The sequence below is a fragment of the Knoellia pratensis genome, assembly GCF_042666395.1.
GTDB classification, from domain to species: domain Bacteria; phylum Actinomycetota; class Actinomycetes; order Actinomycetales; family Dermatophilaceae; genus Knoellia; species Knoellia pratensis.
In genome coordinates this window covers 1,183,503-1,197,140 of record NZ_JBHTDJ010000001.1, presented here as the reverse complement: position 1 = coordinate 1,197,140, position 13,638 = coordinate 1,183,503, and the positions used below count along the sequence as shown (strand labels likewise).

Here is a 13,638-nt window from a genome sequence, read left to right as displayed (position 1 = left end):
TCGGGTTGTGACTCAGGGATGGCTCATTCGGGACCGGCGAGGAGGTCGTCGATCCGACCGATGCGGCCGCGCCACACGGCTTCGAACTCGCCGAGCAGGGAGGCGACGGACCGGATGGCCTCGACCTCTCCACTCGCCAGCGCCTCGCGGCCGCTGCGGCGTTTGCTGATCAGTCCCGCTCGCTCGAGGACCGCGACGTGCTTCTGCACGGCCGCGAAGCTCATGTCATAGCTGCGGGCCAGGGCCGACACCGAGTGCTCCCCTGCCAGGACGCGGCGCAGGATGTCGCGCCGTGTGCTGTCGGCGAGCGCGTGGAAGAGGGCGTCGGCCCGCTTCTCGTGCTCCTCGGTGGTGGTCATGCCGCCAACCTACAACCATTCAGTTGTAGGTTGTCAACCCCCACTTACCGACTTCGCGCCCCGGACGGACACGGGAGGGCGGCCTTCGGCCGGGTGGACCGTGTCCGTCCGGGGCACGAAGTCGAGGCCTAAGGTTGGGGGCGTGACTTCGCGCCCGTTGACCGAGCTCGTCCACCCCTCGTGGGCACAGGCCCTGGCTCCGGTCGAGTCGACCCTGACCGAGTTGGGCGAGTTCCTCCGGGCCGAGGTGGCGGCGGGACGGGGCTATCTGCCGGGCGGACCTCACATCCTGCGGGCCTTCGAACAGCCCCTCGACGACGTCCGCGTCCTCATCGTCGGCCAGGACCCCTATCCGACTCCGGGACATCCCATCGGCCTGAGTTTCGCCGTGGCCCCCGACGTGCGGCCCATCCCGCGCAGCCTCGTCAACATCTACACGGAGATGCAGACCGACCTCGGCGTGCCCGCCCCCACGTCCGGCGACCTCACCCCGTGGGCCGAGCGCGGCGTCCTCCTCCTCAACCGCGTCCTCACCGTGCGACCCGGCGCGTCCGCGAGCCACCGCGGCAAAGGCTGGGAGCAGGTCACCGACTGCGCCATCGACGCCCTCGTGCAACGCGGTGGCCCGCTCGTCGCGATCCTCTGGGGGCGCGATGCCCGATCGCTGCGCCCCCGGCTCGGCGACATGGCGTGTGTGGAGAGCGCCCATCCCTCTCCCCTGTCGGCGCGATCCGGGTTCTTCGGCTCGCAACCGTTCAGCCAGGTCAACGACCTGCTCGTCCGCCAGGGCGCCGAGCCACTCGACTGGAGACTGCCGTGACCCCCTTGCCGCCGAACGCCCCGCGCGTCTGGAGCAGCTACGTCGCGATCGGCGACTCGTTCACCGAGGGCATGTCCGACCCGGATCCCGAGAACGACAACGCCTACATCGGCTGGGCCGACCGCCTGGCGGAGTCGTTGAGCGATCTGGCCCAGATGGAGCACCTGCCGTTCCGCTACGCCAACCTCGCCGTGCGCGGACGCCTGCTCGGAGACGTCGTCGGGCCCCAGCTCGATCGCGCTCTCTCGATGTCCCCTGACCTCGTGTCCCTCGTCGGTGGCGGTAACGACCTCTTGCGACCGGGCGTTGACACCAACGCGCTCATGGAGACGCTCGAGGATGCGGTGATTCGGTTGCGGCAGAGCGGTGCTGACGTCCTGTTGGCCACCCCCGTCGACCCGCAGGAGGCCGGACTCCTCAAGCCCTTGCGCGGTCGGCACGCGGTCCACACGGCCAACATCTTCACGATCGCCCAACGTCACGGCTGCCATGTGCTCAACCTCTGGGGGCTCCCTGCCCTGCGCGACTGGCGCCTGTGGGCACCTGACCGCATCCACCTCACAACCGAGGGCCACCGACGCGTGGCACTCGCCGCCCTGACTGCGCTCGGGCACGCCACCGATGAGGACGACTGGCGCACGCCACTGCCCCAGGGGGTTGCCGTGACCAAGCGTCAGGAGCTTCGCGCGCACGCCGCCTGGGCCCGCGAGCACCTGGCCCCCTGGGTCCAGCGACGCATGAAGGGGCAGTCGAGCGGCGACACCGTCGAACCGAAACGACCGGACCTCTCGCCGATGCGGCCGTTCGACGACGCTCCCGGAGGCTGACCCGGCTCGCCTTCGGCTCGCAGCACGCTCGCGTTACAGTCGCGCGTATGCCGGTCAATCGCCTTCTGCCCACCGATGAGGGTCACGATCTCATCGAGCTCACCCGCGAGATCTGCGACAAGGAGCTGCGTCCGCGCGTCGATGAGGCCGAGCGCGCCGCGGCGAAGGACGAGCAGTTCCCCACCGAGGTCTTCCGCACTCTCGGGCGGGCGGGACTGTTGTCGCTCCCCCACCCCGAGGAGCACGGTGGCGGCGGGCAGCCCTACGAGGTCTACCTGCAGGTCGTCGAGGAGGTCGCCTCCGCGTGGATGAGCGTGGCCGTGGGTGTTTCGGTGCACTCGCTGACCGCCTATCCGGTGACGACCTTCGGGACGCCAGAGCAGCAGGCGGCGCTCCTTCCGGGGATGCTGTCGGGCGACCAGCTCGGCGCCTACGCCCTCTCGGAGCCGCTCGCCGGTTCGGACGTGGGCTCGATGACAACGCGAGCGACGCGCGATGGTGACAACGCGGCATACACGGTCAAGGGCCGCAAGGCCTGGATCTCTCACGCTGGTCACGCCGACTACTACACGACGTTCGCGCGCACCTCCGACGACGGCGGGCGCGGGCTGTCGTGCTTCATCGTGCCGGCTGGATCCGACGCGATGACCTTCGGTGCACCGGAGAAGAAGATGGGTCTGCACTGCGACACCGTGCGCGAGGTCATCTATGACGGCGTCCCCGTCGACGAGGCCAACCGCATCGGCGACGAGGGTCAGGGCATGGCCATCGCGCTGTCGGCGCTGGACGCGGGTCGGCTCGGAATCGCCGCTGGCGCAACGGGATTGGCACAGTCGGCGCTCGACGCGGCCGCGGCATACGCCAAGGAACGGCAGCAGTTCGGACGGGCGATCGCGGCCAACCAGGGCCTGGCGTTCCTGATCGCCGACATGGAGGCTGCGGTCTCGGGGGCGCGAGCGGCCTACCTGTATGCCGCGCGCCTCAAGGACGCCGGTCGTCCGTTCTCGAAGGAGGCGGCGGTGGCCAAGCTGCTCGCCACCGATGCGGCGATGAAGGTGACGACGGACGCGGTGCAGGTGCTTGGCGGGGCGGGCTACACGCAGGACTTCCCGGTGGAGCGCATGTTCCGCGAGGCCAAGGTGACCCAGATCTTCGAGGGCACCAACCAGATCCAGCGGCTCGTCATCAGCCGTCACGTCCTGCGCTGACCGGCCGGCTCCATGGGGCCAACCGCGCGACATTGCGCGCCCTTGGCCCCATGAGCGGAGAAATGTCAGACCGGGCCGTCTCATACACGGCCCGGTCACCCCAGTTATAGGTCGCAGACCCGGCCCAGCCGGTGACCGACACGCGTCAGGCAGGCAAACGGCGGCAGATCACTCGGGGCGGCAGCGTCGGGTCAGTCGGGGTCGCGCGAGATGCCGGGCAGCAACGTGTCGCCGGCCCGCAGTGCGTCGAGGGCACCCGGGTGCTCGTCGACGAACGACAGCCCCTTGTGCCGATAGCGCCAGATCTGGACCGCGCCGAGGCCCCAGAGGAGGAACTGCACCGACATTGCGACCTTGAAGTCCGTGAGCGTGTAGGTCCCCTGCCCACCCGGCGCCCGGTGGTCGAGGATGAAGCCGATGAGCGCCATCGTCACGAGCGAGGCAAAGAACCCGCCGATGTTGATGACGCCTGTTGCCCGCCCCAACCGGTCGGACGGGTGGAAACTGCGGGCGAGGTCGAAGCCCACCATCGAACCCGGCCCACCGAATGCCATCACGCACACGAGCAGCACGAGCAGCGGCAGTGGCGCACGCCCGGGCCACAGGAGGACGACGGCCCACACGCCCGCGATGGCCGCAACGATGCACAGGACGATCTGCGAGCGGCGATAGGGCAGACGCCCGGTGAGGCTGCCGACGATCGGCCCGGCCACCATCGACGAGAGCGTGAGCGTGATGAGGAGTCCGCCAGCAACCGCCGGGCTGAGCCCCTGCCCTTCGACGAGGAACGGGTAGCCCCACAGCATCGTGAACACGGTGGCCCCGAACTGGCCGGTGAAGTGGATCCACATGCCGAGGCGGGTACCGGGGTTGCCCCAGACCTCGCCGAGGGTCCGGGCGAGGGCGCGCACCTTGATCTTCTCGACGGCCTCACCGGTGTAGGGCGAGTCCTTGACGACGAAGAAGAGGGCGACGAGGAGCAGTGCGCCGGAACCCGCCGTGATCGAGAAGGACCGCTCCCAGCCCCAACGGTCGAGGGCCAGAGCCAGCGGCGTGGCTGCCGCGACCGCACCGAGTTGCCCGACCATGCCGCTCAGCTGGGTGATGATCGGCGCCTGCTTCACGTGGAACCACAACGCGACGAGGCGCAGCATGCTCGTGAAGATCATGGCGTCGCCGATGCCGAGCAGGACGCGCGCCGCGAGGCCCATCGCATAGCTGTCCGCGAAGGCGAACCACATCTGACCGGCGGTCATGAGCGTGAGGCCGACGAGCAGCAGGCGACGCGACCCGAAGCGGTCGAGGAGGACGCCCACGGGAATCTGCATCCCGGCATACACCACGAGTTGCAGGACCGTGAAGGTCGCGAGCTGGGACGCGGTGATGTCAAAGCGTTCTGCCGCAACAAGTCCCGCGACGCCGAGTGAGGTGCGGTGGAAGATCGCGACCGTGTAGACCGCGAGCGCCACGACCCAGATCGTCCACGCGCGACGACGACCGATGTCGTGGATCTGGCGGCGGAGCGGTCGCGTCACCGCTCAATTCTAGGGACGGACGGGGTATGCCGTCCGCCCCCGTCCGCGTGCGAGCCGCCGGTCCGTGAAGAGCTGCCTTCCGGCGATGGCGCGTCGGCCAGCGGCGGCAGGTAAAGTTCGGGTCGCCGTCGGGGGCGAATGCCTGCCGACGCGCGCTGGCGTGGCGCAATTGGTAGCGCACCTGTCTTGTAAACAGGAGGTTAGGGGTTCGAGTCCCCTCGCCAGCTCAAGGCGATGTCTCAGGACATCGGCACCCCCCGAAGCGAGCCCAAGATCTGCGCGCCAGCCTGTCTGGTCGCCTACTGGACCGTTGCCAGCCTGCGGTCGGCTGGGGCGATGGCCACGGACTGACCCCACGAGAGCGTGAGTCGATCGCTCTCGATGCCGTCTCCGAAGACGATGAGCGAGTCCGACTCGACGTGGATTCTCACGGCTGCGTCACTGACTGTTCCGCCGGTCATCGAGGCACCTGTCGACGGCGACGGCCACGGCTCACGAACGAACCAGGCAAGCGTCCGGGCGGACGGTCCGGGCAGGGCGAGCCTGGGTGCCTGAACCTGCCGCAGTGAAAGGCACCATCCCGTCGCGCCGGTTCCGGTTCCGACGATGACACCGGATGAGGACTGGCGCTCCACGGCATCAGCGACCTGCAAGGTGTAACGCGCTGACTGATGCGTGGGCTGCCCGACGTAGACCTCGTTGAGGGCAATCAGACTCTGCCCGTCGTCCGCCTCGGCACGCACCATGGTTCGTTCGAGGATCTGGGCCGTGCCCCTGCTCACCGACTGAAGGAGTTTCCCGATCGCCTGTGGCGGGTGCGGCACCAGCACGCCGGCGTTTGAGCCCGGGAGGGGGTTGATCCCGATGACGGGTTGACCGTCGAGGTACTTCGCCAGGTTGGCGACCAAGCCATCCTGTCCAACCACCACGACGATGTCCTCGGGGCGAATCACGAACTGGGACAGGTCATCTCGTTCAACCAGTGCTCGGGACCACTCCGCCGGAATGCCCGCGCTGATGGTCGCCAAGGCAGCCGTTGTGAGTGCATGACGCTGCTCGACAGCAGTGAGGTCCAGCTGCCGCGTGCCGAGGAAGAACTCGGCCTGGCCGCGGGTGCCGTGGCGCGCGATGAGTTCGTCGTACTCGGTCCGCCGGTGGACGACAACGACGCGGGGAGTGGTCATCGGCCTGCCCTCATGCCTTGGCGCCGAGCCTGTTGACCAGACCAGTCAACATGTCCGGCGTGATGGTGATCTGGTCGATGGCCGGAAGGTTTGCGGCGAGCTCCCGCAGCGCGAGAGCCATGAGGAGCTCCTGCGAGACACCCTCATTCGCGGCGAGCTTGGCACGCTCGGTGTCCGCTGCGGCCTGCCCGATGGAGCGCTCGGCCGTGGCCTGCGCCGCGGCCAGCGCGGTGATCCGAGCCGCTTCGGCCTCGGCAGCGACGGCGTCGGCCACCGCAGCGTCTTCCGCTGTCTTTCGCGCATTGGACCCCTTCTGGGCGATGAGCTGCTCCTGGCGCCGGGCGAGCTCGATCTGATTGGCCAATTCGTTCTCGCCGATGGCGGCCTCACGTTCCACGGCGAGTGCACGTCGTTCGAACGTGGCCTTGTCCGCTTCCTGCTGGATCACTTCACGCGCGGGCGTCTGGAGGGCACGCTCCACATCCGAGTCGGGCCGCAGGACGCTGAACCTCACGCCCACGACGTCAATGCCGATGGACACGAGACGCTCGTCTTGCGAGAGCTGCGCCGCCACGGCCCTCCCCAACTCCTCGAGGTCCATCGTGAGGACGCGAACCAGGTCCAGGCCCGTCAGGGCCGACGTCACTGCGGCCGACGTGGCGCCGTGGATCGTGGCACCCACGCGCTCCAAGGGACGCTCCAGCCACACGCCCGTGCGCAGGTCGATCGAGAAGTCGATACGAGTTGCCGTGACCTCTGGTCGGGCAAACCGGAAAGTGACGGTGCCGGGAGCCGCGACCTCCTGCAGGTCTGCGGTCCGGACGCGCACCAGGACCTCCTGCTCGCGATCGTCGACGGGAACCTCGCTGATCGCGGCCGTCAACGGTCGGAACCAGAACGATGCTCCCGGTGCGTCGTGACGCACGCTGCCGGCTGACAAGTGTTGGACGTGGCTCGTCGCGGACGCGCGCAGGTGCCGCAGGAACGGAACGGTGGTGATGGTGGCCATGGGCCCTCCTTCAGTGGTTATCGTGAGAATGACGATAATCTCTCAATCACTAATCGTCAACTTGACGATTAGTGGCTAGACTTCTCTCGTGACCGACACCGGCATGGCCCTCACCGCCGACCTCGTGGTGCTCACCATCCGTGAGCACCAACTGTGTGTGCTCCTCGTCGAACGCGGCATCGAACCCTTCGCCGGGCGATGGGCGCTCCCCGGGGGCTTCGTCCTCCCCAGTGAGGACCTGATCGATGCCGCCTATCGCGAACTGCACGAGGAAACCGGCATCAGCAGGGGCGTTCACCTGGAGCAGCTCGCGACCTATGGCGCGCCGGGCCGGGACCCCCGCGGCCGGACGGTCACCGTTGCCTGGCTGGCCCTGGCCCCGGGACTGGTCGAGCCGGTCGCCGGCAGTGACGCAGCCGGCGCCACGTGGGTACCCGTCGTCGATGCGACCGCCAAGGCAACGTCGCTCGCCTTCGACCACGCCGAGATCCTGGCCGACGGCCTCGAGCGCGCCCGCGCCAAACTCGAGTACAGCCCGCTGGCGGCCGCGTTCTGCCCTCCGAAGTTCACCGTCGCCCAACTGCGCGCGGTCTACGAAGCCGTCTGGGGGCAGTCCTTGGATCCGCGCAACTTCCACCGCAAGGTCACCCGGACCCCGGGATTCCTTCATCCCACCGGCCAGGTCAGCAATGCCGACGGCGGGCGGCCGGCGCAGCTCTTCACTCGCGGCGGCCTCGACGTCCTCAACCCCCCGATCACCCGCCACTGAGGTTCAGCCCTCGCCTGCACTCTCCTCTCGATGCCCCGCAACCGCTGCCTCCGGCGCTAGCCTGAGGAACATGGCTGACTCTGAGTTTGAACAGGCTGTGGCTGCGGTCGCGGACCTCACCAACGACCCGGGCAACGACACCAAGTTGCGCCTCTATGCGCTCTACAAGCAGGCCACGGTGGGGGACGCGGATGGCAAGCGCCCCGGCTTCACGAATCCGGTGGGCCGCGCGAAGTACGACGCGTGGGCCAAGCTCTCCGGAACCTCAAGCGAGCAGGCCGAGGCCGGCTACATCGCCGAAGTCGCTCGCCTGTCCTGAGCGTCCTGAGACTCCCGCCTGTCCTGAGCGTCCTGAAGCTGACCGGAACGCCCGCTAACGTCGGCGGGGAGCGCCGAGACCGGCTCGGGCGTCTGCGCGAAGGAAGCTGTCATGGACTTCAAGATCGAGCTCGTGCCCATCAGCGTCAGCGACGTCGACGCCGCCGTGCAGTTCTACGGCGACAAAGTCGGCTGGACCGTCGATCACGACCAGACGCCGATGGACGGGCTGCGCTTCGTGCAGGTCACGCCGCCGGGGTCAGCATGTTCGTTCTGCTTCGGCACCGGCCTGGACATGCTGCCCACGGGCCAGACCCAGCACATCCAGATCGTTGTCGCGGACGCCGACGCCGCGTGTGACTATCTGCGCGACCGGGACGTCGAGTGCACTGACGTCAAGGACCTCGCCTGGGGTCGCTTCGTCGACTTCAGCGACCCCGACGGCAACCAGTGGACGCTGCAGCAGCTGCCCGACCGCAGCTGACCCTGACTGACCGGGAACTCAGTCGAAGACGCGGTTGAGGTAGCCCTGCAGCGCGGCGGTGGTCTTGGGACCCCAGGAGCCGTCCTGAGTCGCGCCGACCTTGGCCTGGAGGGCCTTGGTCGTCTTCGGCCCGATCGAGCCGTCCTGAGTCGCGCCGACCTTGCCCTGAAGCTTCTTGACGTCGTCGGGTGACCAGATCGCATCGATCGACCCACCGACCCAGGTCTCGACGGCCTTGCGCGTGCCCGGCCCCTTCTGGCCGTCGACGGTCAGGGGGAACAGGCTTCGGGTGGTGTCGCGCGAGACGGGAACAGCAAGGCCGTTCGCCAGGGTGAGGCCTGCGCGGACACTGCACACCGGCCAGGCGCCGGGGCCCTGGACCTTGAGGACCTTCTGGGCGACGAGGATCTGCTGCGACTTCGACGCGAGGTTCGCGGTGGTCGCGTAGGTCTGTCCGCCGAAGGCCTTCCACGTCGAGTACGAGAACTGCAGCCCGCCGTAGTAGCCGTTGCCCGTGTTGATCGACCAGTTGCCGCCGCTCTCGCAGGTGGCCACGCGGTCCCAGACGTTCTCGGTCGCCCCGGCGCCGGTCGCGAGACCGAGGACAGTTGCTGACGCGGTCGTGGCGAGGAGCGCGGTGCCGACGACTGCGCGGCGCAGAGGCCGGCGTCGAGTCGGGCGAGTGGGGAATTCAGGAGCGAAGAGCATGACCGAAGTCCTTTGCGTCAGGGGACGACAAAGGACGCTACGTCACATCAGTCACAGATTTCAATCCTGTCACATAACTACACGACTGTAACTTCAACCCCACGTGTCACGCAAGTATGCCGACGGCGTGTCGCCCGCCCGAGCACCACCCGCGCCAATCCGACAAGCAGGGCCCCACGACGACGGGGTGGATCCGGCCAGTGCCGGATCCACCCCGTCGTCACAAGCGTTGCTGTCAGCGGGCGTTGAGGTGACGCTGCAGAGCCGCGGTGGTCTTGGGACCCCATGAGCCATCGGCCGTGGAACCGACGAGCCGCTGAAGCCTGCGCACATCTGAGCGCTCGAAGGAGCCATTGACCGAGCCGCCGACCTTCTTCTCGAGCAGGCGCATGTCGGCCTTGCCGAGCGAGGCGTTGACGGACCCGCCGATCCATGACTCGATCGCCCGGCGCGTCGCGGGACCCTTCACGCCGTCGACGACGAGCAGCCCAGGTCGCGCCGTGCCGCGCGAGACCCCGGTCGCGGGGGCAGGGACAGCCGCTCCGTTGGCGCGCGTCAGCCCGGCACGGACACTGCAGACCGGCCAGGCGCCAGGGCCCTGGACCTTGAGGACCTTCTGGGCGATCTCGATCTGCTGACCCTTGGAGGCCCTGTTGGCGGTGGTGGCGTAGCGCTGACCGCCGAAGCCCTTCCACGTCGAGTAGGAGAACTGCAGCCCGCCGTAGTAGCCGTTGCCCGTGTTGATCGACCAGTTGCCACCGCTTTCGCAGGCCGCGACCCGGTCCCAGACGGTCCCACCGGCAGATGCCGGCTGAGCCATCGCAGCGGCGCCACCCACGGCGGCCACGGAGGTCACCGCGACACCTGCCAGGCGACGACGGACGGGTGCAGATTTCGGGGCAGCGTGCTTCGGGCTGTAGAACATCGGCAGGGGTCCTTGCGGTGAGGGGTGACCCAACAGGGGATTCGGGCCAAGCCTCGAAGGTACCCACGATCAGTAAAGGTCACAAGAAGATCACGGATATTCACAAGTCTGTGAAACCTCGCACCCGAGCCCAGCCCTCTGCTCGCCCACCGAAAAGTGGTCAGACGCGCGCGCGCCGCCGCACCCGGGCCACGCGCCGGTCCCACGGCGACGCGATGATCTCACCGAGCGTCGTCCCGGTCGCGATGGCGAGCAGGACGCCGGCCGCTCCGAGCAGGGTCGCGACACCGGCCTGGAAGGACAGCGTCCCGATGTCGGTGGCGTTCTGACCGACGAGCTCATAGAGGCCGCGGAAGATGGTCAGACCGGGCAGGAGCCCGAAGCTCGCCGGCACGACAACCACCATGGCCGGCGCACCCAGACGCAGGGCCACCAGACGACCGACCAGCCCGAGAGCGACGGCTGCCAGCCCGGTCGCCGTCACGGCACCCACGTCGAAAAGGCGGGTCAGCACGGCATACACACTGCCCGCAGCCACCGCCATCGCAGCGGTCGGCAACACGAGACGCTGACGGGTCTGCATCGTGACCGACCCGCAGGCACCCACGATGAAGGCACCGATGACCGAAGCCCACCACTCCGCCTGGGTCGTGCGCAGGTCGAGCACCGACGGCGAGACGAAGGTGAAGGACAGCGCCTCGGTGAGCCGGATCGTCGTGCCCAGCGCCACCGCGACGCCGATGATGATTCCGGTGAGCGACACCATGACGGCGAGGAGCCGTCCGGCGCCCGTCACGGCATACCCAGAGATGACGTCCTCGACAGCCGAGGCCATCGTCCGCCCCGGCAGGAGCGCAACGATTCCACCGGCCACGATGAAAGCAAAGTCCTTGCCCCCCAACGGAATCCACCCCTGCGCACCCACGGAATAGGCGACCCACGCGAGCAGTGTCGCAACGAAGGCGCTCACGGCGTTCGAGTAGAAGTCGGGCAGGTGGATCGGCCGCATCACGCGCTCGACGGCCGACACCGCGAGGACGACGAGAACCGTGACCGCCGCCGTGAAAAGGGTCGCGCCGATCATCACGGCGACGGCCGCGGCCAACATCGCCGTCGAGGCAGTCACCGACCAGTCCGGCCAGATGCGCCGAGCCCGCTTGATGTCGCGCAACTGCTCGACGGCTTCCGGGAGCTCGATGTGGCCACTGACGAAGGCGTCGACCAGCTCGTGCACCGCCACCAGTCGCGCATAGTCGTGACGGGTCGACCGCACGACCCGCAGCTCGGTCACCGCGTGCACCGCGTCGATGCGCGCGTGGACGAGCAAGGACTGCAGCGTGATGTCGATCTCGACGTTGGTGAGCCCCGCCGCGGCGCAGACGGCAGCGACCGATCCCTCGACCTGAGGAGCCCCGGCGCCGGAGCGCAGCATGAGCTCACCGAGGCGCACGGCGAGGTCGAGGGCCTCGCGCACGCGCGCTTCCTCTGCGGCCTCGATGGCGACCCGGGCGTTGCGATAGGGGGTGCGTCGCAAGAGGTCGACGAGCGGCATGGGCTCGGTCGGAGGCCCGCCCTGCAGGCGCCAGGCCCGGCGGCGACGGTCTGCGTCGCTCACGGCAGGTTGAGCTGGTCGGCCCACGACGTCCCGGTCGGCCACCACGACGGCTGGCCGCTGACGACACCCGCCGCCGCCACGGCGACCGCGGTGACGAGCAGGAGGAGGACGAGGACCCGACCCATGCTCGGGCCGGGACTGACGCCCCGGACGATGCTGCGGGTGCCGCGGCGCAGACTGGCGCCGCCCGGCCCCCACCACGCCATGAGCCCCGCGAGGAGCCCTCCGACGGCGAGGGGCGCGAGCGCATCGGGCTCCGGCGATCCGGTCCCCTGGATGGCGACGACGGCCAGTGCCGCGCAGAACACACCCGACACGGCCATGAGCGCCGGCATGATCGCGCCGAACAAGGAGCTGATGATGCCCACCAGGAAGTGCCAGGGGCTGGTCACGACCGCGAGCGGGATGTCACTGCGCCGCCGCCCCTTGTCGTGGCGCCGCAAGATGAGCGAGGTCACCGAACGGTCGGCGGTGCGTGCGAGGACGATCCACGACAGCAGTCCGATCGCAGCGACAACGGGAGCGGTCGCCGCTGTCGCCACGAGCACGGCAAGCAACGCCGCGACCGTGCCGCTGCGGCTCTGCCGACCGATGCGCGGATCGATCTGTTGCTGGCCGTCCCTCGCGGCATCCCAGTCGTTCTGGCCGCCTTCCTGCGGAGGGTATGCCGGGTGCTCCAGCTGTCGTTCCGGCGCGACCTGGGGTGCCCCGGCCGGAGGTCCGAACAGGGCCTCGGCGGGAGTCGGACGCTGCGCCACCAGTGGCACGACAGCCGGCATCACGGCGGGCGCCACTGCGGGACGCGCGGGCTGAATCTGCGTGCGGGACAACGGAAGTACCGCCGTGCGAGGCATCGCCAGCGACTGTGTGGGGGGCGACGGGCGCCGCACCTTGATGATGTCGGTGACGAGTCCGCCGTGGGCATACCTCTCGAGCGCCGCCACGACCTCGCGCTGGTGCGGGCGGTCCTGCGGAACGGGAGCCAGGGCGGCATACAGCAGGGGTGCAATGCGCTTGTCGACCCCGTCGAGGTCCGGCTCGCCGCTGGTGACCCGGGTGAGAACGGCGTCCATCGGTCCGCGCCCGAAGGGCGGACGGCCCGACGCGGCATACGCCAGGGTTGCGGCCCAACCCCACCAGTCGGTGGCGGTCGACACGGGTGATCCCTCGACGACCTCGGGTGAGAGATAGCCGGGCGTGCCCATGACGAGTCCGGTCAAGGTGAGGCGGATGTCGTCGGCGACGTGGGCGATGCCGAAGTCGATGACCACGGGGTCGCCGTCGACGATGAGGACGTTGCCCGGCTTGAGGTCACGGTGGATGACATCGCTCGCGTGGATGACGTCGAGCGCTTCGGCGAGACCGCGGCCGAGGCGGTGGAGGTCGTCCGGACCCATCGGACCCTGGGCGTTGACGACCTCGTCGAGCGGCGGGCCGGGGACATAGCGGGTGACGATGAACGGGCGCTCTCCGTCGACGTCTGCGTCGATGATCGGGGCGACGCGAGGGCTGCGGATCCGGCGGAGGGTCTCGACCTCGCGCGTCAGTCGCGCCCGAGCTGCGGGGTCGTGTGCGACGTGCGGTCGCAGCACCTTGATGGCGACGGCCTTGCCCTGGCGGTCGAGTCCGAGGTGGACGACACCCATGCCGCCCTCGCCGAGTCGCTGGACGAGACGGTACGAACCGAGCAGCGCATGCTCGGGGAGCTCGTCCCTCCCACCCGAGTCGTCAAGGATTTCGGCAGTCATGCAGACACGGTATGCCGTGTGCCTGTACGAAACCTGTCCGAATCGCCGACGCCGGTGTGACTGGTGTGGCTGATGTGACTCAGGTGCTGGCGCTCGCAAGCATGAGGGTTCGCGCCCCGCTGCTCGCCG

The 13,638-nt window shown here is 68.9% G+C and carries 14 protein-coding genes and 1 tRNA gene; 7 read left to right on the top strand and 8 right to left on the bottom strand.

Annotated elements, in window-relative coordinates; genetic code table 11:
- Positions 1–23: 23 nt before the first annotated feature.
- On the bottom strand, positions 24–359 hold the full coding sequence (locus ACFQRE_RS05770; RefSeq protein ID WP_380119849.1) for an ArsR/SmtB family transcription factor: 336 nt from the start codon (positions 357–359) through the stop codon (positions 24–26).
- A 142-nt stretch (positions 360–501) separates the two neighbouring features.
- Here ACFQRE_RS05770 and ACFQRE_RS05765 point away from each other — a divergent pair, with 142 nt between their 5' ends.
- From ACFQRE_RS05765 to ACFQRE_RS05755, 3 genes are read left to right on the top strand one after another with little or no spacing between them, the layout of a single operon-like run.
- Positions 502–1,179: a uracil-DNA glycosylase gene (locus tag ACFQRE_RS05765; RefSeq protein ID WP_380119847.1), complete on the top strand. Its 678-nt coding sequence runs from the start codon at positions 502–504 to the stop codon at positions 1,177–1,179.
- On the top strand, positions 1,176–2,006 hold the full coding sequence (locus ACFQRE_RS05760; protein ID WP_380119845.1) for an SGNH/GDSL hydrolase family protein: 831 nt from the start codon (positions 1,176–1,178) through the stop codon (positions 2,004–2,006). The genes ACFQRE_RS05765 and ACFQRE_RS05760 overlap by 4 nt, the downstream gene beginning before the upstream one ends.
- A 47-nt stretch (positions 2,007–2,053) precedes the next feature.
- The gene (locus tag ACFQRE_RS05755; RefSeq protein ID WP_380119843.1) at positions 2,054–3,214 is read left to right on the top strand and encodes an acyl-CoA dehydrogenase family protein; all 1,161 of its coding nucleotides are present in this window, start codon (positions 2,054–2,056) and stop codon (positions 3,212–3,214) included.
- A gap of 191 nt (positions 3,215–3,405) precedes the next feature.
- On the opposite strand, the gene ACFQRE_RS05750 is transcribed toward ACFQRE_RS05755, so the two are convergent.
- Complete coding sequence (locus tag ACFQRE_RS05750) at positions 3,406–4,749, bottom strand: MFS transporter (protein ID WP_380119842.1); 1,344 nt, start codon at positions 4,747–4,749, stop codon at positions 3,406–3,408.
- A gap of 154 nt (positions 4,750–4,903) precedes the next feature.
- Between ACFQRE_RS05750 and ACFQRE_RS05745 the strand changes: the two genes are divergently transcribed.
- Positions 4,904–4,976: transfer RNA gene (locus ACFQRE_RS05745), tRNA-Thr, on the top strand.
- A gap of 72 nt (positions 4,977–5,048) precedes the next feature.
- On the opposite strand, the gene ACFQRE_RS05740 is transcribed toward ACFQRE_RS05745, so the two are convergent.
- Entirely contained in the window at positions 5,049–5,933 is an 885-nt protein-coding gene (locus tag ACFQRE_RS05740) for a hypothetical protein (protein WP_380119841.1), read from the bottom strand.
- Between the two features lie 10 nt (positions 5,934–5,943).
- Positions 5,944–6,942 (bottom strand): SPFH domain-containing protein, encoded by a 999-nt coding sequence (locus ACFQRE_RS05735; RefSeq protein WP_380119839.1) that lies wholly within the window; start codon positions 6,940–6,942, stop codon positions 5,944–5,946.
- A gap of 103 nt (positions 6,943–7,045) precedes the next feature.
- Between ACFQRE_RS05735 and ACFQRE_RS05730 the strand changes: the two genes are divergently transcribed.
- The 3 genes from ACFQRE_RS05730 to ACFQRE_RS05720 all read left to right on the top strand — a co-directional run bounded on the left by ACFQRE_RS05730 (position 7,046) and on the right by ACFQRE_RS05720 (position 8,513).
- Positions 7,046–7,711: an NUDIX domain-containing protein gene (locus ACFQRE_RS05730; RefSeq protein ID WP_380120439.1), complete on the top strand. Its 666-nt coding sequence runs from the start codon at positions 7,046–7,048 to the stop codon at positions 7,709–7,711.
- Positions 7,712–7,781: 70 nt separating this feature from the next.
- The gene (locus tag ACFQRE_RS05725; RefSeq protein WP_380119837.1) at positions 7,782–8,030 is read left to right on the top strand and encodes an acyl-CoA-binding protein; all 249 of its coding nucleotides are present in this window, start codon (positions 7,782–7,784) and stop codon (positions 8,028–8,030) included.
- Between the two features lie 111 nt (positions 8,031–8,141).
- Positions 8,142–8,513 carry a VOC family protein gene (locus ACFQRE_RS05720; RefSeq protein ID WP_380119835.1) on the top strand — a complete coding sequence of 124 codons (372 nt, stop codon included), beginning with the start codon at positions 8,142–8,144 and terminating at the stop codon, positions 8,511–8,513.
- Between the two features lie 18 nt (positions 8,514–8,531).
- Here ACFQRE_RS05720 and ACFQRE_RS05715 read toward each other — a convergent pair whose 3' ends face one another.
- The 4 genes from ACFQRE_RS05715 to ACFQRE_RS05700 form a co-directional block, all read right to left on the bottom strand.
- Positions 8,532–9,221, bottom strand: a complete 690-nt coding sequence (locus ACFQRE_RS05715; protein ID WP_380119833.1) for a transglycosylase family protein — start codon at positions 9,219–9,221, stop codon at positions 8,532–8,534.
- A gap of 235 nt (positions 9,222–9,456) precedes the next feature.
- Positions 9,457–10,146 carry a transglycosylase family protein gene (locus ACFQRE_RS05710; protein ID WP_380119831.1) on the bottom strand — a complete coding sequence of 230 codons (690 nt, stop codon included), beginning with the start codon at positions 10,144–10,146 and terminating at the stop codon, positions 9,457–9,459.
- Between the two features lie 160 nt (positions 10,147–10,306).
- Positions 10,307–11,761 carry a threonine/serine exporter family protein gene (locus ACFQRE_RS05705; RefSeq protein WP_380119829.1) on the bottom strand — a complete coding sequence of 485 codons (1,455 nt, stop codon included), beginning with the start codon at positions 11,759–11,761 and terminating at the stop codon, positions 10,307–10,309.
- On the bottom strand, positions 11,758–13,509 hold the full coding sequence (locus ACFQRE_RS05700) for a serine/threonine-protein kinase (protein WP_380119827.1): 1,752 nt from the start codon (positions 13,507–13,509) through the stop codon (positions 11,758–11,760). Before ACFQRE_RS05700 ends, ACFQRE_RS05705 begins: the two co-directional genes overlap by 4 nt.
- Positions 13,510–13,638: the final 129 nt, after the last annotated feature.

What these genes read in the sequence shown, in the direction of transcription:
- ACFQRE_RS05770 (WP_380119849.1), bottom strand. Translation starts at nt 359, where the DNA reads ATGACCACCACCGAGGAGCACGAGAAGCGGGCCGACGCCCTCTTCCAC.
- ACFQRE_RS05755 (WP_380119843.1), top strand. Translation starts at nt 2,054, where the DNA reads ATGCCGGTCAATCGCCTTCTGCCCACCGATGAGGGTCACGATCTCATC.
- ACFQRE_RS05740 (WP_380119841.1), bottom strand. Translation starts at nt 5,933, where the DNA reads ATGACCACTCCCCGCGTCGTTGTCGTCCACCGGCGGACCGAGTACGAC.
- ACFQRE_RS05735 (WP_380119839.1), bottom strand. Translation starts at nt 6,942, where the DNA reads ATGGCCACCATCACCACCGTTCCGTTCCTGCGGCACCTGCGCGCGTCC.
- ACFQRE_RS05730 (WP_380120439.1), top strand. Translation starts at nt 7,046, where the DNA reads ATGGCCCTCACCGCCGACCTCGTGGTGCTCACCATCCGTGAGCACCAA.
- ACFQRE_RS05725 (WP_380119837.1), top strand. Translation starts at nt 7,782, where the DNA reads ATGGCTGACTCTGAGTTTGAACAGGCTGTGGCTGCGGTCGCGGACCTC.
- ACFQRE_RS05720 (WP_380119835.1), top strand. Translation starts at nt 8,142, where the DNA reads ATGGACTTCAAGATCGAGCTCGTGCCCATCAGCGTCAGCGACGTCGAC.
- ACFQRE_RS05715 (WP_380119833.1), bottom strand. Translation starts at nt 9,221, where the DNA reads ATGCTCTTCGCTCCTGAATTCCCCACTCGCCCGACTCGACGCCGGCCT.
- ACFQRE_RS05710 (WP_380119831.1), bottom strand. Translation starts at nt 10,146, where the DNA reads ATGTTCTACAGCCCGAAGCACGCTGCCCCGAAATCTGCACCCGTCCGT.
- ACFQRE_RS05700 (WP_380119827.1), bottom strand. Translation starts at nt 13,509, where the DNA reads ATGACTGCCGAAATCCTTGACGACTCGGGTGGGAGGGACGAGCTCCCC.